Source organism: Solwaraspora sp. WMMB762 (genome assembly GCF_049179115.1).
Classification (GTDB): domain Bacteria; phylum Actinomycetota; class Actinomycetes; order Mycobacteriales; family Micromonosporaceae; genus Micromonospora_E.
Window position 1 is genome coordinate 5,366,363 of record NZ_JBMHMD010000001.1, and the last position, 25,310, is coordinate 5,391,672.

Sequence of the window (25,310 nt, forward strand, 5' to 3'; positions counted from 1 at the left end):
GAGTCATGACCCTACCGACCACGGCTGGCAGTGGCGGTGCCGGCGAGGCCTGCACCGGGGCGGGCAACCGGCCCGGTGGTGGCACCGAGAAGGTGCTGCGCGCAGTCGCGGCCGGCCCGCTCGGCGCGTACCCGTTGCTGGAGGCCGCGTTCTGCTGGAACGAGCGGCGGCCGGTCGGCTGGCGCCGGCTGGGGGCGGCGTCGGCCACCGCGGACCGGCAGCTACCGGTGGCCCAGACCGAGCAGCCCGCGGCCGCGGCCCGGACCGCCCGCCTGCTGTCCACGATCACCTGGTCGGTGACCAGCCCGGTCGGCGCAGCCACCTCGCTGACCAGGGTCGAGGTGTCCTCGGACGGGTACCACCGGGTGTTGCGGGCGTTGGCCGGCGCGTGGCGCGACGGGCGGCGGATGCTCGGCTGTCCCGTGCTGGCGGCCGCGCACTACCCCGCTGCGCTGGCCGTCTGGCGGATGGCCGCGCTGCTGGCTCCGGCGGACCGGACCGCCGGGGTGCTCGCCATCTCGGTGAGCACCCCGGCGGCGGCGCTGCTGCGAAGTGCCGCGCCGGCGTTGGCGCTGCCGCACACGGTCGTCGAGCGCAGTGGGCGCAGCACGGTGATCCGGGTGGACCGCCCGACGCTGTTCCGCCGGCTGCTGACCGAGATCGACCCGGCTGCCGCCGGTTCGGGCGACGGCACGCCCGCCGGACGGCCGGTGGTGGCGGTCGGACGCCGGCTGCCGGCCGAACCGATGCGCCGGCTGCCGGCCGAACCGATGCGCCGGCTGCCGGCCGAACCGATGCGCCGGCTCGCGGCCGCCGGCTGACCGGGCGGTCAGCAGGTCAGCCGGCTGCGGCGGGGTCGGTCCGGGGGCGCGGCCGGCGGGTCAGCCCGAAGCCGACCACGCCACCGACGGCGGCCAGTACACCACCGGCCACCGTCCAGATCCACCGACTCGTCAGGCCGGGCAACCAGCCGCTGAACCAGCCGACGACACCATCCCACCAGGACTCTTCGCTGACCTGTCCGGCGGCGGCCGGGTCGCCGGCAACGGCGTCGCTGGTGAGCACCGCCCCTTGCCGTACGGTCGGCGTCAGCGGCGCCTCCAGCCGGCCGCCCTCCGGGCTGGTGTCGTCCGACATGTCGGCGCTCACCCGCAGCTCGACCTGCACCGGCAGGCCGAGGTCCTGCTCCGGCAGGTCGGTGACGGAGAGCCGGACGTAGTAGGTGCCGGGTAGTGGATCGGCGGACCACGGCTCCGCCCAGGCCCGGACCTGCCGCAGTACGCAGCCCGCCCGTACCTGCCGGTCGGTGGCGGAGCCGACGGGTGCCTGCATTCCTGCGGTACACGGCTGGCGGCGGCGCAGCCCGTCGAACACGTCGATGGTCCAGGTCGACGCGCCGCTGCGCGTCGCCGGATCGGCGAGAGTCACGGTCGCCGCGATCGAGCTGGTCTGGCCGGCCTGGGCCGGGAACGACCAGTACAGGTACTCGCCGGTCGCGGCGGAGACCCGGACCGGCTGGTCGATGTGGACCGCCGCAGCGGTGAGGAACGACGTACCGGCCTTGGTGAGAGTGGCCTCCGCCGGTGCCGGGGTGGGGCCATCGGCCGCCGCCGGGGTCGCGACGAGAAGGACGGCGGCGCCAGCGGCGCCGACGGCCAGGCCGGTGCGGGTCAGCCGAAATGTACGGCGGGTCAACTCAGCTCTCCTTCCAGACAGTGGTCCACCAGCGGGTCAGCCAGCCGGCGAGGACTCCGGTGACCAGCCCGGCGAGGCTGAGCACGATCAGCAGCAGCCAGCCGCGGCCCAGGCCCGGGCTTTCCGGGGTGGGGGAGGCGGCCACCAGATCGACGGTGAGCTCGATCGGCATGCCCGGGGCGTCACCGGCCGCGCCGGCGGCGGCGAACGAGTTGCTGACTACCAGGCAGACCTCGGCGGGCGGTGGTTCCACGCCGGCGGCCGTCGGCACGGCGGCGGACGGAGTACCGGCCAGGTCAGCAGTTCCATCGGTGTCGTCGGCTTGGTCGGTCCCGTCGGTCCGGTCGTCTTCCGGGCCGGCGGACCAGCGCAGACCGGTGGACAGTACGTCGGTCCGGCCGCTGCCGGCGTCGGTACCCCGGACCAGTTCACGGCCGTTGGGATGGACCGCGCGGAGCAGGATCCCGTAGTCCCGGTTCACCGGGCGGTCCAGCGCGATGCTCACCGAGGCGCGCAGCTCCTGGTCCGCTCGGATCGGTACGCGGTACCAGCGGTGCTCCTCGAAGCGTTCCCGGTCGGTGTAGACGCCGGCCGCGAGCAGTGGTGCCGCCGTGCAGTCGGTGCTGCCGGTGACCAGCTCCGGGGTCTGGGTGTAGGTGTCCTGGGCCCGGTCGACCAGCTGGTTGATCCGGTCGGCGAGCTGGTCGGCGCTCTGCGCGGTGGTGTACGTGCCGCCGGTGGCCCCGGCGATGCAGACCAGCTGCTGGCGGACCTTGTCGTCGAGGGTGAGGCCGAGCGTGTCGACGATCAGCCGGGTGCCCTGGGCGGCGAGTTCCCGGGCGACGTCACACGGGTCGGGTGGGGCGCAGGTGTCCTCGCCATCGGTGATCAGGACGATGCGGCGGGCGGTCTCACCGGAGCCGAGATCCTTGGCCGCCTCCCGCAGGGCCAGCCCGATCGGGGTGAAGCCGGTGGGCCGCAGGCTGGCGATCGCGGCCTTCGCCTGGTCGCGGTCGACCGGCCCGACCGGCACGATCTGCTGGGTGTCCTGGCAGCCGAGTGCCTTGTCGTCGCCGGGGTAGGTGGCCCCGAGAACCCGGATACCCAGGTCCGTGCCGGCCGGCACGGCGTCGACGACCTCGTTGAACGCGCGTTGGGCGACGGCCATCCGGGTCTGGCCGTTCATGTCGGGCTCCCGCATCGAGCCGCTGACGTCCAGGACCAGCTGCATCCGCAGATTCTCGGTGGTCTCGTCGGCACCGGCGGGCGGGGTTCCGGGCAGGATGATGACGCCCAGTAGTCCGATCAGGACAGCCTGGGCGGTACGTCGGATGATCACCGGGCGATCCTAGTGATCATCCAATGTGCCCTCCACAGTGGCAGGGCGCGGCCCGGCGCGGGATCGGGCAGCGGCCACGAGGTTGCGACCGGGCGGTCGTCACGCGTACCGGCTCAGTCGCGGTGTGGGGCCTCGAACAGTTCGGTGACCATCTTGGCGTAGTCGCGGGCCATGTCGCCGAACTGGTAGCTGCGGGCGGCGCCCCGGGCAGCCAGCTCCACATGCCTGCCGCGCAGCTCGGTCGAGGCCAGCAGGGCGTCGGTCAGCCCGTCGCGGGCCGCCGGATCGAAGCCGATGGTGTACGCCGGATCCAGCAGCGCGGTCAACGCGCCCACCCGTGGCGCCACCACCGGGCGGCCGAACGAGACCGCCAGATGGAAGCTGCCCGAGTTGAGCACCGTGCGGTACGGCAGCACCACCGTGTCCGCGGCCTTGAAGTAGAACTGGACCTCGTCGTCCGGGACCGGATCGAACATCGCGGTGATCCGGGGGTCACCGTCGCAGCGTTCGGCCAGCCCGTCGCGCGGGTCGAGCCGTTTCGGCGCCCCCGCGACGATCAGTCGCAGCCGGGGATCCTGCTCACCGGCCGCGTTGAACGCGTCGAGCAGTTCGCTGACCCCCTTGTACGGTCTGATCCCACCGAAGAACAGCAGGACGTGGTCGTCGGTGGTGTACCCGAACCGGCGACGGGCCGCGAGCCGACTCACCGAGTCGGGATACACCCCGAGGTAGCTGCTGTGCCGGACGATCCGGACCTTCTCCGGCGGCAGCGGATAGTGTGGCGCGGTCGCCGCCACCGTCTCCGGACAGAGCAGGTGCACGACATCGGCCTCGGCGGCGAGGTAGCGGGCCAGCTCCTTCTCCACCTCCGGGAACTTCCACTCGTGCGGGAAGACGTTGTGGATGGTCCAGATCAGCCGGCCGCCCCGACGCCGTAGGTCGGCGATCCGGTTCTGGAACTCGGCCAGCCGCGCCGCCGCCTGCTGGACGTCGGTGGCCGGGTGCACGATCGGGTCGGTCCAGTGCACGTGCAGCACGTAGTTGTCCAGCCGACCGGCGGCCAGGTGCGGGGCGGCGGAGACCCGGACGGCGTCGGCGACCGGGAACCAGCGCACCCCGACGTCGCGGAGACCCGACATCAGCAGCTGCTGATAGGGATTGTCCACATAGTAGGGGTACGTGCCGACAAACCGGCTGTTGGCCCGGCGCGGCTGCGGGTCCAGGCCGTCGATCACCGCGTGCAGGTCCGCCGCCCGGCGGGCGAACGAGTGCCGCTCGCGTACCACTGCGGACAGCTGGCCGGCCAGCGCGACGGTGCCGGCGGGGTCGCCGGTCAGCCGGGCGATCAGGTCGCCGAGGCTGGCCGCGTCGCTGTACGTGGGCAGCTCCGCCAGCCCGAGTTCGGCGAGCCCGATCCGGCAGTTCGTCAGCGGCAGCGCACCCGCCGCCAGGCTCTCCAGCAGCCGCGAGTTGACGTTGCCGTACGGCCGGGTGGTGTGGTTGAGGTCGTCGAGCACCAGCAGCGCCCGCCGGTACAGGCCCGGCAGGTTGAAATAGCTGGTCGGGCCGCCGGCGTACCGGGAGAAGTACGCGTTCAGCCCGCGCTTCTCGCCGAAGACGACGAACGGGAAGCTGATGTCCACCCCGCGCAGGCACTGGTACAGGTGCCGCTCCCGGCCCCACGAGTTGACCGTCGTCACCGCGCCGCTGCGGACCTGGTCGGCACCGGGCAGGGTGAACAGCTCGGTGTCCACCCCGAGCGGCAGCAACCCGACCGGCCCGTCGTAGTGCTCGCGCAGCCGGCTGACCGAGGCGGACGAGGAGGCGACCACCGTGTCGAACAGGGCGAGGTGCGGATGCTCCCGCCAGCGGTCGGTCTCGTTGCGGACCCAGGCGACGATCCGGCAGCGGTCCGGCACGGTCAGCGGGTCGAACGTCGGGATCATGGCGACCGCCACGTCGGTCTCCGGTGGCAGCTCCGCCCAGCGCTCCGCTGGCAGGTACGCGACCTCGTAGCCGTGCCGCTGCAGGTAGCGGCCGATCCCGACGGCGACGTAGAGGTCGCCACGGCCGGCGTCCAGGTCGACGGTGGAGACGCAGAACACCACCTTCACCGCGTCCGAGCGGTGGAACCGGTCCTGCCCGCAGGCCCGCCGGTAGGCGTCGCACAGCACCGGATCAGCGGTCAGCCCGTGAAACTGGGCCGGCACGTTGGTGGTCGGTACGTTGGTGGCCGGCGCCCCGCGACCGTCCGAGCTGTCGGCGCCGGCACCGGTGCCGGTCGTGGCGCGTCGGTTGGTCGACCGGCTCCGTCGGCGTTTGACGGCCCGCAGGCCCTCGTTCGGCCGGAACACGTACCGGACCATCTTTCCGGCCCGGTACGTGTTGCTGTTGGCCATCTTGTTGATCCGGGTCTGCAGCCTGGTGGCCGTCTCCTGCAGTTCCTTGACCTTCTGCTGCGAGTCCTTGAGCTTCGCCTGGAACTGCGTCCGTTCCTGCTCGGCCCGGCGCAGCGTCTCCCGGGCCTGCAGCGCGTCGAGTCGTTCCTGGCCGACCAGGTCCTGAGCGAGGCGGAACTGCTCGTCCAGCTGCCGGTGCCGGTGCTGCAGGTCGTCGAGTTGCGCGGCCAGCCGCTTGTTCTCGGCCAGCGCGTCGAGGTGGGCCGAATGCTCGGCGGTGAGCCGCTGCTCGGCCAGGCTGATCCGGACCGCTTCGGTGGACGGCCGGCACTCCACGACGTACTGGTAGGTCTCGGCCTCCGCGCCGAGCTGGGCTACCACCCGGCGCAGCTCGGCGCTGATCTCGAAGGCGCGGGCCCGGTGCGGAGTCTGCTCGGCGGACCGGATCGTCCGGTGTGTCGCGCTGACCAGGAACCCGTTCGACTCGAGCAGCGTCTGCATGCTGGTCCGGGTGAAGAAGCGCAGGTGGGTCGAGTCCAGCAGGCCCGTCCTGGTGTACTCGAAGTTGCCCGTCATCAACTCGATGATGATCGACTCGTGCGCCATGTTCGGAAAGCTGACGACCAGCAGACCGTCCGGAGCGAGGATCTTGTCGTCCCGCAGTGCGCGCAGCACGGAACCCGGCTCGATCAGATGCTCCAGCACGTCGGCGAGGATCACCACGTCGTACTCGCGGCCGGCCAGTACGCCGGGCCAGTCCGGTTCCCGCAGGTCGACGACCATCGTCTCCTGTACGCCGCCGGCCCGGGCCTCGGCGAGCGCCTCGGTGTCGACGTCGGCGCAGGTGACGGTGCGCCCCGCGACGGTGGCGAGCATGCCGGAGACGACGCCCGGCCCCGAACCGAGGTCGAGTACCCGGGGGCCACCGCTCGCCGCCAGCCGGTAGACGGCGGCGGCGGTGTTGTTGGTGTCCTCCGGCTCGAAGCTGTAGGAGTATCTGCTCAAGTCCGTCTCCGCGGGTGCGCCGTGGGCCTCGTCGGCCGGGCGGTGCGTAGTCGGGGCGCAGGGGGTGGCTGAACAGCAACTTTACTGGATCAACGGGGTGACCGGCGGCGAAGCGCCAGCAACCGCGTCAAATCCGGTTGGCAATCCGTCGGGCCCGGCGCGGCTGGCGATCGGGCTCGTCTCCGGCTCGCGATCCGCTCGTCTCCGGCTGGCGATCCGCTCGTCGTCTCCGGCTAGCCGCAGACGAGCGCGTCGATGTCGTCGCGGCGGCCGAGGCGACCGTCCCGGCCGTCGGCGAGAGCCAGTTCGACGAGCTTCTCGTAGCCGGCGCGCAACTGTGGGGCATGGGTGGCGACCTGCTGGAGCCAACAGGTGGCGAACGCCTCGAGCTCCGACTCGATCTCGCTCAGCGGGGCGGTGAAGAACCGCTTGCTGAAGTGCAACCGGTTCCGGCACATGTAGTAGACGTAGTACGGCGGCGGGTATCTGCCGGCCGACCGTTTGTAGTGCCAGACCCGGGAGTAGGGAGCGAGGACGGTACGCCAGCCGGCCTGCTGGGCACGCAGGCAGTAGTCGGTCTCCTCATAGTACAGGAAGTAGTCCTCGGACAGCAGACCGATCTGGCGTAGCGTCTCCCGCCGGATCAGGAAACACGCGCCGGTGACGTAGTCGACGTCGCGTACCGTCCCGTCCGGCACGGACGGATCGAACACCCCGGCGTCGGCGTGGTACGTGGACCCGTGGCCCTTGATCACGCCGCCGTTGAACAGAATGCGGGCCGGGTGTCCGCCGTCGAGGATGCGGCTGCCGACGATCCCGGCGTCCGGGTGCTCCTCGGCGGTCTGCAGCAGACGAGTTAGCGTCTCCGCGCTGACGACCGCATCCGGGTTGAGCAGCCAGACGAACTCGGCGGACGACGCCAGTGCGGCCCGGATCCCGATGTTGCAGCCAGCGGCGAAGCCGACGTTGTCGCCGGCCGAGACGACCTCCACGGCCGGATCCAGCAAGTCGGTGAGATCGGGTCCGTGGTGCTCCCGTTCGGTGTTGTCGACGACGATCACCCGCTGGTCGGCGGTGTCACTGGCCTGCAGCGAGGTGAGGCAACGGACAGTGTCGTCGTAGTGCCGGTAGTTGACTACGACGGTTGCTACCCGCGGCCCGATTCGCACCGGTGACCTCCCGAACGGCAGGCGTCCGCAGCCGGTCCGTCCACCTGGGCCGAGGCTATCAGCTCGGCCGTCGGGTGTACGGCGGACCGCGCGGAGCCGGTCCGCCGTACACCCCGCAGGTCACCGCCAGGTGTCGGTGAGGGTCGTCGTGTCGCCTGCCGGGGTGGCACTGCGGTTGCCGCCCGACTCCCAGTCGACGGTGCCGTCCGGTGCGCGCTTGACGTACTTGTACTCGAAGGACTCACCCGCCGGCAGGTTGACGCTGCCCGACCAGACCGGGTAGTCGTCCGGAGCGAGGGCGACCGCCCTGGTCGGGTCCCACGAGCCCAGCGCCGGGACCGAGCCGACGACCAGGACGTCCTGCCCGTACCAGGTGGTCGCGGTGACGTCGAAGGTGACCGGGACGGTGCCCGGCTGCTCGCCGCCGGAGTCGGGTTGGCCCCAGGTGGCGGTGAGCGGGGTGCCGCCGACGCCGGTGCGGTTCGCGCCAGCTTCCCACTCGACGATGCCGTTCGGCGCCACCTTGACCAGTTTCCACTCGAACGCCGTACCGTCCGGGACGTCGACGGAGCCGGTCCAGGTCGGGTAGCTGGCCGCGTCGGTGCCCAGCGGCGCCGCGCCGGCCGGGTCCCAGGAGCCGAGTTCGGGCAGTGAGCCGACCACCCGTACCTGCTGACCGGGCGTGGTCTGCACGGTGGCGGTGACCGGGGTGCCGTCGCCCGGGGGCGGGTCGACCGGGGGGCAGCCGGCCGGGTCGGTGCAGTCGAGCCGCGCCGCGACGTGCAGTGCCACCGCCCGGTTCGCCGGGATTTCGGCGTGGAAGTCGCCGTCGGTGACGGCGATCGTGCCACCGGTGCAGGTGCCACTGTCCGCCCGGTAGGTGCCCCGGGCGACGTTGCAGTACCAGCCGTCCGGCAGGCTGGTGGTGAAGCTGCGGCTCCAGGTGCCGCCGGTCGCGTTGAACGCGGCGTACCCGCGGTCGGCGCGGGCGAAGCCGAACCGGCCGTTGCCGTCGGTGACCACGGCGCCGATGCCGGTGCCGGCGGTGGCGTTGCGGAAGCCGACCATCCCGGCGACCTGCTCGTCGCGGTGCTCGCAGATCCACTCGGCGCTGGCGCAGTCGGTCGGCAGCGTGGTGCCGTCGCCGGTGCTGGGCGGGCCCTGGGCGACCACCGGGCCGAAGGCGTAGCTGGACATCAACTGCGGGGTCCCGTACGGGTGGGCCAGCATGAACGCGTCGGCCAGGTAGTAGCGGTCGCCGTCCTGGTAGGTGAGCGTCGGGGTGGCCCGCTGGGTGTCGTGGTTGTCGATGAAGACGACAGCCTGGTCGCCGGTCAGCCCGCCGTAGTCCGGCAGGCTGGCCAGTTGGGCGATGTTGCCGTCGCGGAAGGCCGCGGAGACTGCCCGCTGGTAGTCGAAGTTGGTGACCTTGCCGTACGGTGCGTACGCGGTGTACGGGATGGTGCCGTCGCCGTACACCTCGTGGAACAGGTCGGGCCGGCCGCCGAAGCCGGGCACGTCGTCGAGCCGGGAGATGATGTCCGCCAGGTGGGCTTCCTGGACGTGTTTGGCGGCGTCCACCCGGAACCCGGCGACGCCGAGGGCGATCACCGAGTTCATGTACTTGGCGATCTTGCGGCGTACCTCCGGGTCGGCGGTGTTGAGGTCGGCCAGGTCGAGCAGTTCACAGTCCTGCACTTCGGTCTTGCTGCCCCAGTTGCTGATGGTGCGGTAGCAGGGGCCGAAGTCGGCGTAGCCGTAGCTGTCGCCGGAGCCGTCGCCGAACAGGTCGGGATAGCCGTACTTGCTGTAGACGGTGCCGGCGCTGCCCGGCCCGCTGCCGACCGATCCGGTGCCGCTCATGTGGTTGAGCACCATGTCGACGTAGATCTTGACGCCCTGGTCGCGGCAGCGTTCGACCATGTCGACGAAGTCGGCCCGGTCGCCGCGCCGGGTCTGGTCGATCCGGTACGAGACCGGCTGGTAGTCCTGCCACCACGGATAGCTGGCACCTTCGGCGCTGGGCAGCACCACATGCTCCTGCGGCGGGGATACCTGGACCCCACCCCAGCCGTCCGGGCCGAGTGTTGTCTCGCACTCCTCGGCGATGGAGTCCCACCGCCACTGGAACAGGTGCACGATCGCGTCGCCGTTGCCGACGGCGGTGGCGGCCGCATCGGCGGTGGCGGTCGCCTCGGCGGTCGCGGCCGGGGCCGCTGCGGGGGGCGTGGCGGCGGCGGTGGCGGTGGCGGGCGTGGTCAGGGTGACGGCCAACGGGATCCCGAGGATGGCCGCCACGGCGGTGGCCACCGGTCTGGACACGGTCGATCCGGGTACGGACATCGGCGCTCCAATGCTGGTGATGGCCTGCCTGCGAGGAGGCAGGCAGCAGGGTCCTGAAAAATCCTGCAAGGATCGCAAGTACTTCCAGGCGTGTGGTGAGGGTAACAATCAGACGTCTCGCTGTGAACAGCTTGTTTCGGCCGGGAGCTTGAGGTGTGTCGGATGGCAGTCCCGGATCGGGCTGCAAGATCTGACCTCTGCTTGCAGCAAGATCCGTCGAACTGCGGTCCCGGCCCGGGGTCAGCCGGCGGTACGCGGAGTCCGCCCCCGACCGCCGACGGTCGGCCGACCGGCGGCCCCGACCGCCTCACTGACCGCCGCCGCCACCGCCGGATCGGCGTCCGGACGGGACAGCAGGATGAACTCCACCTCGCCCAGCGGCGGCAGATCGGCCGGGGTCACCGGGGTCAGGCCGGCCGGCACCAACCGGGCCGAGTGCGGCAGCAGGCCGAGACCGGCGCGGGCGGCGGCCACCAGCCCGCCGAGACTGCCGCTGGTGCAGGCGATCCGCCACGGTTGACCGGCCGACGAGAGCGCGGCGAGCGCCTGCGCCCGGGAGATGCTCGGCGGCGGGTAGACCACCAGCGGCACCGGTTCCCCGGCGGTGCGCCGCGGCGGCGTCGGCTGGTCCGCCGCGCCCAGCCAGACCAGCCGGTCACGCCAGACCAGAGCGCCCCGGGACTGACCCGCCAGACGTTTGGCGAAAACCAGGTCGAGTGCCCGGGCGTCCAGCAACTGGTGCAGTGTGCCGCTCAGCGCCACGGTCAGCTCGACGTCGACCAGCGGGTTGCGGCGGCGGAAGGTCTGCAGCACGTCCGGCAGATAGCTGGAGATCAGGTCCTCGGAGACGCCGAGCCGCAGCTTGCCGCGTACCACCGTGGTGCTGAAATGCCGGCGGGCCCGGTCGTGCGCGTCGAGAATGTCCCGGGCGAAGCTGATCATCGCTTCGCCGTCCACCGTCAGCTGCACGGTGTGCGTGTCGCGCAGCAGCAGCGGCCGCCCGGCTGCCTCCTCCAACCGCCGTACGTGCGCGCTGACCGTGGACTGCCGCAGACCGAGCCGCTCGGCGGCCCGGGTGAAGCTCAGCAACTGGCTGACCGCCAGGAAGCTGCGCAGCTGGACAGGCTCGTACACGATCTGAATGTTATCGCGATATGCGATGACAGTCAGTGCGGTGATCAGCTTTCCCGCTGATCGGCCAGCCGCTCAGAATGGGTGGACCACCCCCTGGCTACCTGGAGCACCCGGATGCGCTGGCCCCGCTGGCCGATCATCGACCCGTTCATCGCGATGCTGTTCGCCGTCGTGGCGCTCGCCGCGCTGCTCCCGGTCCGCGGTACCGCCGCCTCGGTCGCCGGTGTCGTCGCCAGCGTCGGCATCGCCCTGCTGTTCTTTTTGCACGGGGCCAGGATCGCCCCGACCGCGGCGCTCGCCGGCGCCCGGCACTGGCGCCTGCACACCGTGGTGCTGAGCACCACCTTCGTGGTCTTCCCGCTGCTCGGCCTGGCCGTCGCGGTGATCAGCCCGCAACTGCTGCCAGCCGACCTCTACCAGGGGGTCCTCTTCCTCTGCGTGGTCCCCTCGACGGTGCAGTCGTCGATCGCGTTCACCTCGATCGCCCGGGGCAACGTGCCGGCCGCCGTGTTCAGCGCGTCGTTCTCCAACATCGTCGGGGTCGCGCTCACCCCGCTGCTCGCCGTGCTACTCATGCAGAACACCGGTGACCTGCGGCTGACCGCCGGTTCGATCGGATCGATCGTCGGGCAGCTGCTGCTGCCGTTCGTCGCCGGTCAGTTGTCCCGGCGGTGGACCGCCGACTGGATCGGCCGGCACAAGAGCCTGACCTCGGTGGTCGACCGGGGCTCGATCCTGCTGGTGGTCTACACCGCGTTCAGCGCCGGGGTGGTCGCCGGGATCTGGCAGCAGATCGCCGTCAGCCAGCTGCTGGTTCTCGGGGCCACCGTCGGCGCCCTGCTGGCGGTGGTGATGGGGCTGCTGTTCGGCGTCACCCGGCTGCTCGGCTTCGACCACGCCGACCGGGTCGCGACGGTCTTCTGCGGCGCCAAGAAGAGCCTGGCCACCGGGTTGCCGATGGCGGCCGTGCTGTTCAGCCCGCAACTGCTCGGCCTGCTGGTCCTACCGCTGATGATTTTCCACCAGATCCAGCTGATCGTCTGCGCGGCCCTGGCCCGGTGGTGGTCGAACCGGGCCCCGGTCACGCCGTCCGGGCCCCCGAGCGAACCCGCCGAGCCACGATCGCCAGAGCGCCGAGCACCAGCAGGCCGAACACCAGCGACCCGCCCATCACCGTCGGCGCGGTGAGCATCCCGCTCAGGATCGACGCGGGTACGCCGACCTCGCCCGGTTCGGGGAAGGTGAGCCGTCCGGTCGCCTCGTGGGCGACGGTCCCGCTGCGCAGCCGTACGGTCACCGTCCACGGTCCGTCGGGCAGGTCACCCGGCAGCTCGACCAGCACCGATCCGGTCTCCCCGGGCAGCAGGGTGGTCCCCCGTACCACCGGGAACGGTCCGGCCCGCGCCCCGGCCGGCCCGTCGGACAGCTCCACCTCGCCGGTCAGGTCGACGGCCCGGCCGCCGGTGTTGCGTACCCGGGCACTGAGCGACGGCACTCCGGCGTCATCGCGGGCCGGCAGCAGCCCTTCGATCTCGAAGTCGGAGCGCGGCTCGCCGCCCATCCCGACGTCGAGGTAGACCCGGATGCCGACCCGGTGCACCTGGCGGACATCGCCCTGCACTCCCTGCCGGTCGCCCGGTTGACCACCGCCGGTGCCACTGTCCGCACCGGTGCCGTCGTCGTCTGCGCCGTCGTCCGTGCTGTCGTCGGCTGTGCCGGTCGCCGCCCAGATCACTGCGTACCGCTCGCCCTCGGATGCCTTGGGCGGCACGGCGATGGCCACCTCGACCCGGGCCTGCTCGTACGGTGCCAGGTCCAGCCGGGGCCGGTCCACAGTGGTCCAGGAGGTCAGCTCGTTGCCGGTGCCGGTCGCGGCGAAGCGGAACCGGCCCTGCTCGATGCGGGCGGCGCCGGCGTACACCTCGATCCGCCGGTGCAGCCCCGAGTTGTTGACGACCAGCACCTCACGCCGGATTCCGGTACCTGGCGGCACGTGGTCGACGATGTACCGGTGCGCCCGCGGGTCGGCGCGACGCTGCGTGGGCGCCTCCAGCAGCTGGATGCCGATCCCGGCGTCGGCGGCCGGCGCCGGTTCCGGCGCCGGGGCGGCGCCGGCCCGGGCCGGATGGCTCAGGACGGCGCCGCAGCACAGCAGGACGGCGAACGACAGCCACCGCCGACGGTGGTCAGGCGACCGAATGGGTCACCGTCCCGGTGTAGGTGCCGGCGACGTTCGCCAGCGGTACGTTGACCTCCAATGTCGGGTTCCAGGACGCGGAGTTGTTTCCGGTGCCGCCGGCGTGGGTGAAAGCAGTGACCGGTGTGACATCGCTGAGCGGGACAGCCGCGCCGGCGTCAGCCTGTCCCGGGGTGAAGGTGCCGTTTCCCTCGGTCGCCGTCGCCGCGCCGGACCAGTAGTCGATGTTTCCGGGTGTGACGATCTCACTCGCGTCACCGCCGTCGTCGGTGGTGAAGTCGGTGGCCTGCACCTCGGCGGTCCAGGACGCGTCGGCGGCGGCCCGGGTGTCGGCGACGGCCACCGCGCCGAGCTGTCCGGTGATCGTGGTGCCACTGCCGCCGTTGCCCAGATCGGCGGTGCCCGGGACGGTCATGTCCAGGGTGCCGGCGTCCAGGTCGAACGTCGTCGTGGTGTCCTGCTGAGCGGCGGCCGGGGTGGCCGCCAGGGCGATCGCCGTCACCGTCGCGGCGCCCACGGTCAGGAGTCTGCTGGTACGCACAGGTTCTCTACCTTCCTTGATCGTTCCGGTGTTCCTGGTTCGGGACGGACCCGGCACTCAGCCGCGTCGGGTCCGACTGACGGGTGGGGTGGTGTGGTCAGCGAACGACGACCGAGTCGAGCTGCTCGGCGCCGTACCGCTCGATGTACCGCTCCAAGGTGTCGTCGCCTACGGCGGTCCAGAACTCGACGCCGCGATCGGTGTCCAGCCACATCACCCACTGGTCGCCGACGTATCCGGTGTCCGCCACCGGCGCGGTGACGAACCGAACGTCGTTGCGGATCTTGCGCAGGTCGAAGGTGAGCTGCCGGAGCTTGTCGTTGGTCAGGCCGTCGTCGACGGTGACGGTCGCGGTGATCGCGTCGAGCAGCGCACCGAGCTGTCGTGGGCTGGTCAGAGTGTCCCGGTCGAGGGTCTCGTCGAGCAGCGCGCGCAGGTAGTTCTGGTGGCGGCGCATCCGGTCGAAGTCGCCCTCCGGCAGGCCGTAGCGCTGGCGTACGTACTTGACGGCCTGCTCGCCGTCGAGCCGCTGCGGTCCGGCGGGCCAGCTGGATTGCAGGCTCGGTCCGGGCGTCCCGGCCGGGATCTCCACGGTCACTCCACCGACCGCGTCGGTCAGGTCTTGCAGCCCGACGAGGTCGATCAGGGCGACGTGGTCGATGCGTAGCCCGGTCACGTTCTCGACGGTCTGTACGGCGAGGCTGGCGCCGCCGAGCGCGTACGCGGAATTGATCTTGAGGTTGCCGTGCCCGGGGACCGGCACCCACGAGTCGCGGGGGATGGAGACGACGTACGCCCGCTCCCGGTCGGCGGTGATCCGGACCACCATCAGCGAGTCGGTCCGGCCGTACGGCCCGGTGGGGGAGTCCGCGCCGGTGGCGCTGGAGGCGAGGCTGTCGACGCCGGCGAGCAGCACGGTCAGCCCTTCCGGCGTCGGTGCCGGCCGCTGGTCGGCCGGGATGGCGGCGAACGGGTCGGGGATTCGCTTGATCTCGCCGAGGTAGTAGTGGCTGACGGCGGCCACCCCGGCCACCCCGGCGAGGGCGGCGACCACCAGGCCGGTGATGCCGAGCAGGGCGATGCGGCGCAGCCGGCGACGGCCGTGCCGGGCCGGTGGCCGCCGGTGCTGGCCACTGCCGGCGCTCGACCGGGTCAGCGTCACCGGGCTGGTCGCCGGACCCGCCGGCTGCCGGTCGGACCACTGCTGCTGGTCGGACCACTGCTGCCGGTCGGACCACTGCGGCTGGTCGGACCACTGCGGCTGGTCCGTCGACTGCTGCTGGACGGTGCATTGCGGCTGGTCCGCCGCCCAGCGCGGCTGGTCGGCGGCCGCCCACTGGTCGTATGTCTGGTCGGCCGTGGCCCATTGGTCGTGCTGCTGGTCGATGGTCCACTGGTGTGACTCGGCCCAGTCGTCGTCCGCCGTGGCGGGGCGGTGCTGGCCCTGGTCGTGCGTGGGCAGGTCGGCCCAGTTCTCCCAGGCCGGTGCCGGATTGTCCTGATCGTCAGGTCGCCCGGTCATCGTGATCACCTCTGGCTCGATCGCTGAGAGATCCAGGCTAACCAGACATTACGGATCTATAACGCCAATCGGCGAAAATCTAGATGAGACTCGGGCTGACCGGCGTCGTCGGGTGAACCGGATCGACAACCCGGCACCCGGCGCAGCCAACTGGGGTTAGCGTCACAATATGTCAGTAATAGTCGGTATTGTCGGTGATGTAGGTGGCCGCCAAGAGGGCGTCGACCAACTCGCCCTGGCCTGCACCCCGCACGACCTTCAGCAGACCGGTCGCTACCTGGACGACCGAGCGGCGATCGTCGCCCGCTGGTCCGACGGCGACCGGGCGGCGACCCGGTCGCCGTACTCCGCGACCCGGTCGCCGTACTCCGCGACCCGGTCGCCGTACTCCGCGACCCGGTCGCCGTACTCCGCGACCCGGTCGCCGCACTACGCGGCCACGGCGGACGCGGTCGCGGTCAGCTGCACTGCCCAACCCGACCTGCTCGACCTGTACCGGCGGCACGGTACGGCGGCTGTCACCAGGCTGACCGGCGACTTCGCGGTCGCGGTCTGGGACCGCGACCGGAACCAGCTGCTGCTGGCGGCCGACCGGACCGGAGAGCGGACGCTGTACTGGCGGCTCAGCGGTGGCCAGCTGACCTTCGCCTCGCAGCTGCGGGCGTTGCTGGCCGATCCCCGTACCAGCCAGGAGCTCGACCCGGTCGCACTGCACCACTACCTGACCTACCGGTACGTCCCCGCGCCGTGGACGATCTACGCCGGCATCCGCAAGCTTCCCCCGGGCACATCGCTGACCTGGGCGGACGGGCGGGTCACCACCCGTCGCTACTGGACACTCGACGCCGCTGCCGGGCCGTCGGCACTGGGCATCGACCAGGCCGCCGAGCAGCTACGCGGGCGGCTGGTCGACGCCGTGCGCTCCCGGCTGCCGGCCACCGGGTCGCCGCAGGTGCTGCTCTCCGGCGGGATCAGCGCCACGCTGGTCGCGGCCGCCGTGACCCGCAGCACCAGCGTCAGGACGCACACCTGCTCCGTCGGGTTCGGCGACCCCCGGCTCGACCAGCGGGCGGCGGCGCGAGCCGTCGCCCGGGCGCTCGGCACCGAGCACCAGGAGTATCTGGTGACCGGGCTCGACCCGGCCGTACCGCAGCAGATCGCCGGCCTGTTCGACGAACCGTTCGCCAGCCCGGCCGCGATCCCGGCCTACCTGGTCGCCCGGTACGCCGGGGTGCGGCGGGCGGAGGCGTTCTGCGGCCTCGGCGGTGCCCTGCTGTACGGCGGGTTCCCGCACCACCTGCTGCTCGGCTGGCTCAACGGCTGGCCGCAGCGGCCGGCCGGACTGCCGGGGTTGCAGCGGGCCGGGGCCGCGTTGGTGCGGCGGAGCATGGCCGGGACCCCGGTGCGCCGGTTCGGCCGGCTGCTGGAGGTCGCCGGCTGCCCACCGCCGACCCGGTACGCGCGGATCGTCGCCGAGTGCAGCGCCGAGCAGAAGAATGCCCTCTACCCGGCGCGGCTGCGCGACGAACTCGCCGACGTGGACAGCGGCCTGCTGGCCGAGGCGGCCTACCTCGCCTCGTCGGGGGACTCCCAGGCGGCCCGGATGGCCGATGCGGACCTGCTCGGATACCTGCCCGGCGACGTACTCGCCCGGTGGTCGACGGTGTCGGCCGGCGCGGGACTACGGCTGCAGGCGCCGTTACTCGACCACCGACTGCTCGAGTGGGTGGCCGGCCTGCCGGCATCGTGGAAGGTGCCGGGGCGGCGGCGGAACCTGGCGCGGCGGGCGGCGGCCGGCTGGTTGCCGGGCCGGGTGGTCACATCCGAGCCGGTGGACGCCCGGCCACCGCTGGCCGGCTGGCTGCGAGCCGAGCTGCGCGAACTCGCCCGGGACCTGCTCACCGACCGGACCTTCCAGGACCGTGGCCTGTTCCAGCCGGCTGCGGTCCGCCGGCTGCTCGACGAGCACCAGGCCGGGCTCGACCACGCCGGCGAGATCTACACGTTGCTTCAACTCGAACTCTGGCTGCGGCACCGGACGGGGTCGGTGAGAGACCCCGCACTTGCTGGTCAGCGCGACATGACCTTGGAAGAATCGGGGTACGGCAGAACCGGTGCCGGAGGTTGCCCGGCGGCGGCGTCGCCAACCGGAGACCTTCGGTAACCGTGCCGGAACGGATAGTGTGATCATCATCGACGCGCCGGTCAACCAGGACCGGCGTCGCTGTACCTGCTGCACGTACGTGGAGGTGGAGTTCCCTACATGACCGACCCGACCCCCACCAAGGCCTCCGGATCCGGTGACAAGTCCGGATCGAGTGAAAAGTCGGACTCAACCAGGCCGCCGGAGTCCCGGCGTCCGTTCCAGCTCTCCTCCTGGGCGGAAGCCAAGTTCATCGGCGACGTGCTCCGCACCGAGACCGTCGGCGGCGGGCTGCTGCTGCTCGGCGCGGTCATCGCGCTGATCTGGGCCAACTCGCCGTGGGGTGACGCCTACACCGACCTGGGCCAGTTCGTGCCCTGGCCGGGTGGGGCACCGCTGCACCTGGACGTCGACCTGGCCCACTGGGCGGCGGACGGCCTGTTGGCGATCTTCTTCTTCGTGGTCGGTCTGGAACTCAAACGCGAATTCGTCGCCGGTGAACTGCGCAGCCCACGCCGGGCCGCGCTGCCGGTGATCGCCGCGGTCGGCGGCATGGCCATGCCGGCGCTCATCTACGTACTGATCAACCTCAACACCGGCGACAGCGCGCTGCGCGGCTGGGCGATCCCCACCGCCACCGACATCGCGTTCGCCCTCGCCGTGCTCGCCGTCATCGGCTCCCACCTGCCGCAGGGCCTGCGCGCCTTCCTGCTCACCCTGGCCGTCGTCGATGACCTGCTGGCGATCACCATCATCGCGTTCTTCTACACCGAACAGGTCAACTTCCTGGCCCTGGCCGGCTCCCTGCTGCCGCTGCTCGCCTTCGCGCTGCTGCTGCGGTTCGGCAGGACCTGGTGGTGGGCGCTGATCCCACTGGCCGCCATCACCTGGACGCTGATGCACGCCTCCGGCGTACACGCCACCATCGCCGGCGTACTGCTCGGCTTCATGGTGCCGGTGCTGCCCCGCAAGGGCGAGCAGCACGGCATGGCCGAGCACTTCGAACACCGGTGGCGGCCGATCTCCGCCGGCTTCGCCGTGCCGGTCTTCGCCTTCTTCGCCGCCGGTGTGTCGCTGCGGGACGGCGGCATCGGCTCGGTGTTGACCGATCCGGTGGCGATCGGGGTGATCGCCGGTCTGGTCCTCGGCAAGACGATCGGCATCCTGGGCGCCACCGGGCTGATGACCCGCTTCACCCGCGCCGACCTGGGCGGGCTGAAATGGGTCGACCTGCTCGGGGTGTCGCTGCTGGCCGGCATCGGGTTCACCGTCTCGCTGCTGATCGGCGAGTTGGCGTTCGGTGCCGGCAGCGACCGCGACGCCCACGTCAAAGCGGCCGTCCTGATCGGCTCGCTGACCGCGGCGATGCTCGCCGCCATCGTCCTCAGCCGACGAAACAAGGTCTACCGGCGGATCTCCGAACAGGAACGGCAGGACCGTGACGGCGACGGAATCCCGGACATCTACCAGCAACTGCCGCAACCGACACCGGACGACGACCGACGCTGAGCCGGAGTGCCCCGGCGGCGCCCCCGCAACCCGGTCGTGGCCCTGGTCCTGCCCTAGTCGAGGGACAGGTCCAGCATCGACCGGCGTGCGGGGCCGCCGCCGCCCAGCGTGATCCGGCGGGTCAGCCGCACCGACTCCAACATCCGGCGGTCGTGCGTGACCAGCAGCAACGTGCCGGTGAACGACGCCAGCGCCGACTCCAACTGCTCGATCGCCGGCAGATCCAGATGGTTCGTCGGCTCGTCGAGGACCAGCAGGTTCACCCCGCGCGCCTGCAGCAACGCCAACGCCGTACGGGTCCGCTCGCCCGGCGACAGGGTGGCCGCCGGCCGCAGCACGTGGTCGGCCCGCAGCCCGAACTTCGCCAGCACGGTACGGGCCTCGGCGGGGGCCAGGTCGGCCGCCGCCCGGAACGCGTCCAACACCGGCTCGTCGCGCAGGAACAGTTGGCGGGCCTGGTCGATCTCGCCGACCACCACCCCGGGGCCGAGCCACGACTCGCCCGAGGCCAGCGGCAGCCGCCCCAGCAGCGCGCCGAGCAGCGTCGACTTGCCGGACCCGTTCGGCCCGGTGATCGCCACCCGGTCCGCCCAGTCGATCTGCAGATCCACCGGGCCGAGAGTGAACCCGCCTCGGCGTACCACCGCTTGTCGCAGCACCGCGACCACCGCGCCGGCCCGGGGCGCGGCGGCGATCTCCATCCGCAGCTCCCACTCCTTGCGCGGCTCCTCGACGACCTCCAGCCGCTCGATCATCCGCTCGGTCTGCCGCGCCTTCGCCGCCTGCTTCTCCGACGTCTCGCCCCGCAGGTGGGGAATGAACTTGTCGTTGTCGGTGGCCTTGCGCCGCGCGTTGCGGACGCCTTTCTCCATCCAGGCCCGCTGGGTACGGGCGCGGGCCTCCAGCCCGGCCCGGGTGTCGGCATACTCCTCGTACGCCTCGCGGGCGTGCCGGCGGGCCATCTCCCGCTCGGCCAGGTACGCCTCGTACCCGCCGCCGTAGTGGTTGACCTGCTGCTGGGCCAGATCCAGCTCGACCACCCGGTGCACCGTACGGGCCAGGAACTCCCGGTCGTGCGACACCAGCACGGCACCGGCGCGCAGCCCGGTGACGAACTGCTCCAGCCGGGCCAGCCCGGCCAGGTCCAGATCGTTGGTCGGCTCGTCGAGCAGCACCACGTCGTAGCGGCTGAGCAGCAGCGACGCGAGCTGGGCGCGGGCCGCCTGGCCGCCGGAGAGAGCCGTCGTCGGCTGGTCCAACGCCACCGTCAGGCCCAGGTCGGCGACCACCTGCTCGGCGCGTTCGGCCAGGTCGGCGCCGCCGAGGTCCAGCCAGCGTTCCAGCGCCACCGCGTACGCGTCGTCGGCGCCGGCCCGGCCGTCGGCCAACGCCTGCGTCGACGCGTCCAGTTCGTGCTGCGCCGCCGCCACCCCGGTCCGGCGGGCCAGGTAGTCGCGTACCGACTCGCCCGGCCGGCGCTGCGGCTCCTGCGGCAGCAGCCCGACGGTGGCGGTCGGCGGGCCGAGCGTGACCGTGCCCGACTCGGGCGTGTCCACCCCGGCCAGGATTCGCAGCAGCGTCGACTTGCCGGCACCGTTCGCGCCGACCAGCCCGATCACGTCGCCGGGCGCGACGACGAGGTCCAGCCCGGTGAAGAGCTGCCGGTCACCGTGCCCGGCGGACAGGTCTCTGGCGATCAACGTGGCGCTCATGGCCCGGCGATCGTAGCCGCCGACCGGCAGACTGTGCTGCATGATTTCCACGCTGGCGATCGACTGCGGCGGCGGCGGCATCAAGGCGTCCGTACTCGACGAGGCCGGCACCATGCGGGCCCGGCCGCTGCGGGTGCCGACCCCGTACCCGCTGCCGCCGAAACGCTTCGTCGACACCCTGCGCGGGTTGAGCGACCAGCTGCCGGCGGCCGACCGGGTCACCGTCGGGATGCCCGGAATGATCCGGCACGGGGTGGTGGTCGCCACCCCGCACTATGTGACGAAGGCCGGTCCGCGGACCAAGGTCGACCCGGGACTGTTCGCCGAATGGTCCGGCTTCGATGCCCGTACGGCGCTCGGCGTCGCCTTCGAGCTGCCGGTGCTGGTGCTCAACGACGCCGAGGTGCACGGCGCCGGGGTGGTCGCCGGCACCGGCTGCGAACTGGTCCTGACCCTCGGCACCGGGCTCGGCTGCGCGCTGTTCGACGGCGGCCGGCTCGCCCCGCACCTGGAGCTGTCCCAGGCACCGGTGCGCTGGGGGCAGAGCTACGACACCTACGTCGGCGAGCACGAACGCCGCCGGCTCGGCGACGCGTTCTGGTCCCGGCGGGTACGCGGCGTCGTCGACGGTCTGCGACCGGTGTTTTGCTGGGACCGGCTCTACCTCGGCGGCGGCAACTCGCGGCTGATCCGGCCCGAGCAGGTGGCCCGGATGGGCGACGACGTGGTGGTGGTGCCGAACACGGCCGGCATCGTCGGCGGCGTACGGGCCTGGACGCTGATCCGACCCTGAGACCGGTCCGACCGCGAGACCGGCCCGACCCCTGAAACCATTCCGGCCCTGACTGGTCTGTGCCGGGTCGTCCTGAATCTGACTGGGTGACCGGCGGATGTCCGGTACGGGAACAGTCGCATTCCGCCGGTGGTTGTGCCAGCGTCAAGGTTGTCGGTGATCGCGACCGGGAAGGTGGGGCGGCCATGGATCTGTTGGAGGAGTACCGCCGGGCGAACCTGTACTTCGAGTCCGGCGATCCATCCGGGGCGGCCCGGTTGCTGGAGCCGATCATCGCCGCCGAGCCCGACAACTCGGCGGTCCGCCAGCTGCTGGCCCGCTCCTACTTCAAGTCTGCGCAGCTCGGCCGGGCCGAGGAGCAGCTGCGCGAGCTGATCGACCGCGACCCGAGTGACCATTACGCCCATCACGTGCTGGGCCGTACCCTGGAACGGCTCGGTCGGCCGTCGCAGGCGCTGCGGCACCTGCGGCTCGCCGCCGCCATGCGCTCCGAGCATTCGGACTACCTGGCCGCGCTGCGCCGGGTCGAGGCGAAGGTCAACGGAAGGGCGTCGTGAAGATCAAACTGGACCTGCACGACATCTACAACCGTGGCCAGGACATCGATCGGGCGCTGCGGGGTGTCATCGACGAGGCGGTGGCCAAGAAGGCCACCCTCGTCGAGATCATCCCCGGCAAGGGCTCCGGCCAGCTGAAGAAGCGGGTGCTGCGGTTCCTCGACCAGAAGGACGTCAAGCAGCTCTACCACCGGGTGGAGAAGGACTCGAAGAACTTCGGCCGACTGTTCGTCCACTTCCGCTGGAAGTGACTCCATCGCTGCGCTGTTAGCGACTCCGCCGCTGCGCTGGTAGCGACGCGGCCACCTATCGCGGGCTGAGGGCCGCCATCGCCCGGTCGACGTAGTCGGCGAGTGAGTCCTCGGTCGTGGACGCCAGCCAGGCGTGCTGCGCCGCGACCAGGCAGCCGAAGGCGGCGGCGGCGAGCGCCCCCGGCGTCGGGTCGTCGGCGGCGTACGGGGCGCCGGCGGCCTCGGCGCGCTCCCGTAGCACCTCGACGACGGCGTGCTGCATGCTCTGCAGCTTGCGCAGGTAGACGGCGAGCAGCGCGGGCGTCTCCAGGATCACCCGCTGGACGGGCTTGCTGACCTGCTGTTGGCCTGACGTGTCTGCTGTGGCGTCCACGATGTCGAACAGCCGGCGCAGCGACGCCCAGACGGGTTCGTCGGCGGGGCGCTCCCGCAGGTTGGCGAGCATGTCGTCGGCACCGAGGTCGAACTTGCCGACGACGATGTCCTCCTTCGTCGGGAAGTAGCGGAAGACGCTGCGTTGCGACATGCCGACGGCCGCCGCGATGTCGTCGATCGTGGTGGCGTCGTAGCCCCGGGACACGAAGAGCTGCAAGGCCGCGTCGGCGATGTCGCGCTGCACCGCTCGGCGGGTGCGTTCGCGCAGGGTTGGCTGCTTTCCAGTCATGATGTGGTCAGCCTAGCACTGGCCGTCGTGGTTGACAGTAGCTGACAGTTTCGGCGTACAGTGTCGCCATGACCAAGGTGATCGTCATTACCGGATCCAGCGACGGCATCGGCGCCGCTGCCGCCCGTCAGCTGCACGGCGCCGGCCACCGGGTGGTCGTCGTCGGGCGCTCCCCGCGCAAGACCGAGGCCGTCGCCCGCGAGATCGGCGCGGAGTACTTCCTCGCCGACTTCGCCCGCCTCGACGAGGTCCGCAAGCTCGCCGCCGAGCTGGACGCCGCGTACCCGCGCATCGACGTGCTCGCCAACAACGCCGGCGGCGTCTTCGGCGACCCCACCAAGACGACCGACGGCTTCGAGTTGACCTTTCAGATCAACCACCTGGCACCGTTCCTGCTGACCCGGCTGCTCATCGACAAGCTGACCGCGTCGCGGGCCACCGTGATCCAGACGTCGAGCGTCGGCGCGCGGCTGGCCGGCAAGCTCGACGTCGACGACCTCAACCTCGACCGCAACTTCGACCCGGTACGCGCCTACAGCGCCGCCAAACTGGAGAACATCCTGTTCACCACCGAACTGCACCGCCGCTACCACGCCGAAGGCATCGCCGCCGCCGCCTTCCACCCGGGCAACGTCGCTACCAGCTTCGGCACCCAGTCGGCGAGCCGGCTGATGCGGTTCATCACCACCAACCCGGTCACCCGGGCCATGCTGACCACCCCGGAGAAGGGCGCCGACCAGCTGATCTGGCTGGCCACCAGCCGGCCCGGCATCGACTGGGAGCCCGGCCGCTACTACGAGAAGCGTCGGCCCGCCAAGCGCGTCAACTCCCAGGCGTACGACCCTGATCTCGCCCGGCGGCTGTGGGAGCGCTCGGAGCAGCTGCTGGGCTGACCGGCGTCGCCGCCGCAGGCCGCGTCGCCGTATCCCGGCCGGTCGCGGCCTGCCGGGTTGACCAGGCCGACAGCGCGGCAACCGGATCGTCGGCGAAGAACCGGATCGTCCGTACGAGTGCGAGCCTGCCCAACGGGCGGACCACCCGCAGCGGCTCGGCCAGCTCGACCACCAGGTTGGTCTGCGCGATCGCCGACACGATCAGCACGTCACCGGCTACCCGGATGGTGCCCTGCTCGTTGTAGTTGCGCACCATGCGGACCTCGGCGACCAGCCGACGGGGCACCCGTACGTCCAGGAACGCGGCGTTGCGGACCCGGATCTCGTCGGGCCCGATCACATGCGGCCGGGTCACGGTCGCGGCGATCACGGCCAGTGCGATCAGTACGCCGTACGCGTCGACGATCAGGATCGCGTGCCGCAGCGGGGCCGGCGCACCGACCGCCCGTAGCAGGATCTCCACCGCGACCAGCTCGACGATCGACACCACCAGGAACATCGCCATCGTCGACGCCACCGCCCCGGCGTAGGGCACCGCCGTCGCCGACTCCGGTACGCCGTGGCGGCGACGGCGTACCCACAGCCAGAGGCTGACCAGGCCGGCTGCCTCGAAGCCGACCAGCCGGCGCAGCACCACCCCGACCCGACGCGCGGTCATCGGTGATCTCGCAACCGGGCGACCAGCAGCCGGAACACCTCGGCCTGGGCGGGGGAGAGCTCACCGGCGATGGTGGTCAGCCATTGAGTGGCCTGCGCGTCGCCGGTGGTCGTGACGATCGCCTCGGTCATCTCGGCCGGCAGGAAGCCTTCCAGGTCGGCGGCGAGCGACGCCACCCGCGCGTCGGCCGGGTCCGCGTCGGCGATCTCGTCGAGCCGTCGGTAGAACTCCTGCGTACGGGACAGCATCGCCGGCTCGGTCAGCGGCTGGAACAGCGCGCTGAACTCACCCCGCTGCTCCGGCCCGACCCCGGTATCCAGCAGCGCCAGCATCTCCCGGTCCAGGGCGGCGAACGCCGAGCCGTCGGTCGGCAGTTGACGCAGCACCGCCGCCATCTCCTCGGACACCGTGGCATCGGCGTCCAGCTCGTCGAGGTTCTCGCCGGCGGCCAGCAGTACAGCGAGCCGTTGCCGCCTGCTGGCGATCGCGGCCTGCTGGCGGGCCAGGTCGGCGTCCAGCTCGGTGAGCACCTCGCGCAGCTCCCGGCCCTGGTCGTCGGCGAGCACGTCACGAATCTCGTCGAGCGAGAGCCCCAGCTCGGTCAACCGGCGTACCCGGGCCAGCACGACCGCATCGCGCAGCCGGTACTCCCGGTAGCCGTTGGACAGCCGCTCCGGCTCAGGCAGCAACCCGAGATGGTGGTAGTGGCGCACGGTCCGGGTGGAGACCCCGACCAGCACGGCAAGCTCGCCGATCCGCATGCCACCAGTAGAAACGTTGCCGCTA

The 25,310-nt window shown here is 71.6% G+C and carries 21 protein-coding genes; 8 read left to right on the forward strand and 13 right to left on the reverse strand.

Annotation, left to right across the window (positions count from 1 at the left end; genetic code table 11):
* Positions 1-5 precede the first annotated feature (5 nt).
* On the forward strand, positions 6-821 hold the full coding sequence (locus ACN27J_RS24020; RefSeq protein ID WP_421369715.1) for a hypothetical protein: 816 nt from the start codon (positions 6-8) through the stop codon (positions 819-821).
* Positions 822-837: 16 nt separating this feature from the next.
* On the opposite strand, the gene ACN27J_RS24025 is transcribed toward ACN27J_RS24020, so the two are convergent.
* The 6 genes from ACN27J_RS24025 to ACN27J_RS24050 all read right to left on the reverse strand — a co-directional run bounded on the left by ACN27J_RS24025 (position 838) and on the right by ACN27J_RS24050 (position 11,084).
* Positions 838-1,695, reverse strand: a complete 858-nt coding sequence (locus tag ACN27J_RS24025; RefSeq protein ID WP_421369716.1) for a peptidase — start codon at positions 1,693-1,695, stop codon at positions 838-840.
* A gap of 1 nt (position 1,696) precedes the next feature.
* Positions 1,697-3,034: a VWA domain-containing protein gene (locus ACN27J_RS24030; protein WP_421369718.1), complete on the reverse strand. Its 1,338-nt coding sequence runs from the start codon at positions 3,032-3,034 to the stop codon at positions 1,697-1,699.
* 113 nt (positions 3,035-3,147) lie between these two features.
* A complete protein-coding gene (locus ACN27J_RS24035) occupies positions 3,148-6,438 on the reverse strand; it encodes a methyltransferase domain-containing protein (RefSeq protein WP_421369720.1) in 3,291 nt (1,096 codons plus the stop codon).
* A gap of 233 nt (positions 6,439-6,671) precedes the next feature.
* Complete coding sequence (locus ACN27J_RS24040) at positions 6,672-7,607, reverse strand: glycosyltransferase family 2 protein (protein ID WP_421369722.1); 936 nt, start codon at positions 7,605-7,607, stop codon at positions 6,672-6,674.
* A gap of 120 nt (positions 7,608-7,727) precedes the next feature.
* Complete coding sequence (locus tag ACN27J_RS24045) at positions 7,728-9,929, reverse strand: carbohydrate-binding module family 20 domain-containing protein (protein ID WP_421369724.1); 2,202 nt, start codon at positions 9,927-9,929, stop codon at positions 7,728-7,730.
* A 261-nt stretch (positions 9,930-10,190) separates the two neighbouring features.
* Positions 10,191-11,084 carry a LysR family transcriptional regulator gene (locus ACN27J_RS24050; protein WP_421369726.1) on the reverse strand — a complete coding sequence of 298 codons (894 nt, stop codon included), beginning with the start codon at positions 11,082-11,084 and terminating at the stop codon, positions 10,191-10,193.
* A gap of 114 nt (positions 11,085-11,198) precedes the next feature.
* On the opposite strand from ACN27J_RS24050, the gene ACN27J_RS24055 reads away from it, so the two are divergent.
* A complete protein-coding gene (locus tag ACN27J_RS24055) occupies positions 11,199-12,272 on the forward strand; it encodes a bile acid:sodium symporter family protein (RefSeq protein ID WP_421369728.1) in 1,074 nt (357 codons plus the stop codon).
* Here ACN27J_RS24055 and ACN27J_RS24060 read toward each other — a convergent pair.
* The 3 genes from ACN27J_RS24060 to ACN27J_RS24070 form a co-directional block, all read right to left on the reverse strand.
* Positions 12,166-13,077: a hypothetical protein gene (locus ACN27J_RS24060; protein ID WP_421369730.1), complete on the reverse strand. Its 912-nt coding sequence runs from the start codon at positions 13,075-13,077 to the stop codon at positions 12,166-12,168. The two genes, ACN27J_RS24055 and ACN27J_RS24060, sit on opposite strands and share 107 nt — an antisense overlap.
* A 193-nt stretch (positions 13,078-13,270) precedes the next feature.
* A complete protein-coding gene (locus ACN27J_RS24065) occupies positions 13,271-13,822 on the reverse strand; it encodes a hypothetical protein (protein ID WP_421369732.1) in 552 nt (183 codons plus the stop codon).
* A 97-nt stretch (positions 13,823-13,919) separates the two neighbouring features.
* Positions 13,920-15,344: an LCP family protein gene (locus ACN27J_RS24070; protein WP_421369734.1), complete on the reverse strand. Its 1,425-nt coding sequence runs from the start codon at positions 15,342-15,344 to the stop codon at positions 13,920-13,922.
* A gap of 169 nt (positions 15,345-15,513) precedes the next feature.
* Here ACN27J_RS24070 and ACN27J_RS24075 point away from each other — a divergent pair, with 169 nt between their 5' ends.
* Positions 15,514-17,508, forward strand: a complete 1,995-nt coding sequence (locus tag ACN27J_RS24075; protein ID WP_421369736.1) for an asparagine synthetase B family protein — start codon at positions 15,514-15,516, stop codon at positions 17,506-17,508.
* A 99-nt stretch (positions 17,509-17,607) separates the two neighbouring features.
* The gene (nhaA, locus tag ACN27J_RS24080; RefSeq protein WP_421369738.1) at positions 17,608-18,996 is read left to right on the forward strand and encodes a Na+/H+ antiporter NhaA; all 1,389 of its coding nucleotides are present in this window, start codon (positions 17,608-17,610) and stop codon (positions 18,994-18,996) included.
* A gap of 53 nt (positions 18,997-19,049) precedes the next feature.
* On the opposite strand, the gene ACN27J_RS24085 is transcribed toward nhaA, so the two are convergent.
* Entirely contained in the window at positions 19,050-20,708 is a 1,659-nt protein-coding gene (locus tag ACN27J_RS24085) for an ABC-F family ATP-binding cassette domain-containing protein (protein WP_421369740.1), read from the reverse strand.
* Between the two features lie 40 nt (positions 20,709-20,748).
* Between ACN27J_RS24085 and ACN27J_RS24090 the strand changes: the two genes are divergently transcribed.
* The 3 genes from ACN27J_RS24090 to ACN27J_RS24100 all read left to right on the forward strand — a co-directional run bounded on the left by ACN27J_RS24090 (position 20,749) and on the right by ACN27J_RS24100 (position 22,309).
* Positions 20,749-21,501 carry an ROK family protein gene (locus ACN27J_RS24090; protein ID WP_421369742.1) on the forward strand — a complete coding sequence of 251 codons (753 nt, stop codon included), beginning with the start codon at positions 20,749-20,751 and terminating at the stop codon, positions 21,499-21,501.
* Positions 21,502-21,686: 185 nt separating this feature from the next.
* Complete coding sequence (locus ACN27J_RS24095; RefSeq protein WP_123607363.1) at positions 21,687-22,058, forward strand: tetratricopeptide repeat protein; 372 nt, start codon at positions 21,687-21,689, stop codon at positions 22,056-22,058.
* A complete protein-coding gene (locus tag ACN27J_RS24100; protein WP_123606272.1) occupies positions 22,055-22,309 on the forward strand; it encodes a Smr/MutS family protein in 255 nt (84 codons plus the stop codon). Before ACN27J_RS24095 ends, ACN27J_RS24100 begins: the two co-directional genes overlap by 4 nt.
* Positions 22,310-22,364: 55 nt before the next feature.
* Here the strand turns inward: ACN27J_RS24100 and ACN27J_RS24105 are convergent, their stop codons facing one another.
* Positions 22,365-22,973, reverse strand: a complete 609-nt coding sequence (locus ACN27J_RS24105; RefSeq protein ID WP_421369745.1) for a TetR/AcrR family transcriptional regulator — start codon at positions 22,971-22,973, stop codon at positions 22,365-22,367.
* A 68-nt stretch (positions 22,974-23,041) separates the two neighbouring features.
* Between ACN27J_RS24105 and ACN27J_RS24110 the strand changes: the two genes are divergently transcribed.
* Complete coding sequence (locus ACN27J_RS24110) at positions 23,042-23,866, forward strand: SDR family NAD(P)-dependent oxidoreductase (RefSeq protein WP_421369746.1); 825 nt, start codon at positions 23,042-23,044, stop codon at positions 23,864-23,866.
* On the opposite strand, the gene ACN27J_RS24115 is transcribed toward ACN27J_RS24110, so the two are convergent.
* Complete coding sequence (locus tag ACN27J_RS24115) at positions 23,796-24,524, reverse strand: hypothetical protein (RefSeq protein ID WP_421369747.1); 729 nt, start codon at positions 24,522-24,524, stop codon at positions 23,796-23,798. The two genes, ACN27J_RS24110 and ACN27J_RS24115, sit on opposite strands and share 71 nt — an antisense overlap.
* Positions 24,521-25,285: a MerR family transcriptional regulator gene (locus tag ACN27J_RS24120; RefSeq protein ID WP_421369749.1), complete on the reverse strand. Its 765-nt coding sequence runs from the start codon at positions 25,283-25,285 to the stop codon at positions 24,521-24,523. Before ACN27J_RS24120 ends, ACN27J_RS24115 begins: the two co-directional genes overlap by 4 nt.
* Positions 25,286-25,310 lie beyond the last annotated feature (25 nt).

Excerpts from the sequence above, each read along its gene's own strand:
- ACN27J_RS24020 (WP_421369715.1), top strand. The coding sequence starts at position 6 with ATGACCCTACCGACCACGGCTGGCAGTGGCGGTGCCGGCGAGGCCTGC.
- ACN27J_RS24055 (WP_421369728.1), top strand. The coding sequence starts at position 11,199 with ATGCGCTGGCCCCGCTGGCCGATCATCGACCCGTTCATCGCGATGCTG.
- ACN27J_RS24070 (WP_421369734.1), bottom strand. The coding sequence starts at position 15,344 with ATGACCGGGCGACCTGACGATCAGGACAATCCGGCACCGGCCTGGGAG.
- ACN27J_RS24075 (WP_421369736.1), top strand. The coding sequence starts at position 15,514 with ATGTCAGTAATAGTCGGTATTGTCGGTGATGTAGGTGGCCGCCAAGAG.
- nhaA (WP_421369738.1), top strand. The coding sequence starts at position 17,608 with ATGACCGACCCGACCCCCACCAAGGCCTCCGGATCCGGTGACAAGTCC.
- ACN27J_RS24085 (WP_421369740.1), bottom strand. The coding sequence starts at position 20,708 with ATGAGCGCCACGTTGATCGCCAGAGACCTGTCCGCCGGGCACGGTGAC.
- ACN27J_RS24090 (WP_421369742.1), top strand. The coding sequence starts at position 20,749 with ATGATTTCCACGCTGGCGATCGACTGCGGCGGCGGCGGCATCAAGGCG.
- ACN27J_RS24095 (WP_123607363.1), top strand. The coding sequence starts at position 21,687 with ATGGATCTGTTGGAGGAGTACCGCCGGGCGAACCTGTACTTCGAGTCC.
- ACN27J_RS24105 (WP_421369745.1), bottom strand. The coding sequence starts at position 22,973 with ATGACTGGAAAGCAGCCAACCCTGCGCGAACGCACCCGCCGAGCGGTG.
- ACN27J_RS24110 (WP_421369746.1), top strand. The coding sequence starts at position 23,042 with ATGACCAAGGTGATCGTCATTACCGGATCCAGCGACGGCATCGGCGCC.
- ACN27J_RS24115 (WP_421369747.1), bottom strand. The coding sequence starts at position 24,524 with ATGACCGCGCGTCGGGTCGGGGTGGTGCTGCGCCGGCTGGTCGGCTTC.
- ACN27J_RS24120 (WP_421369749.1), bottom strand. The coding sequence starts at position 25,285 with ATGCGGATCGGCGAGCTTGCCGTGCTGGTCGGGGTCTCCACCCGGACC.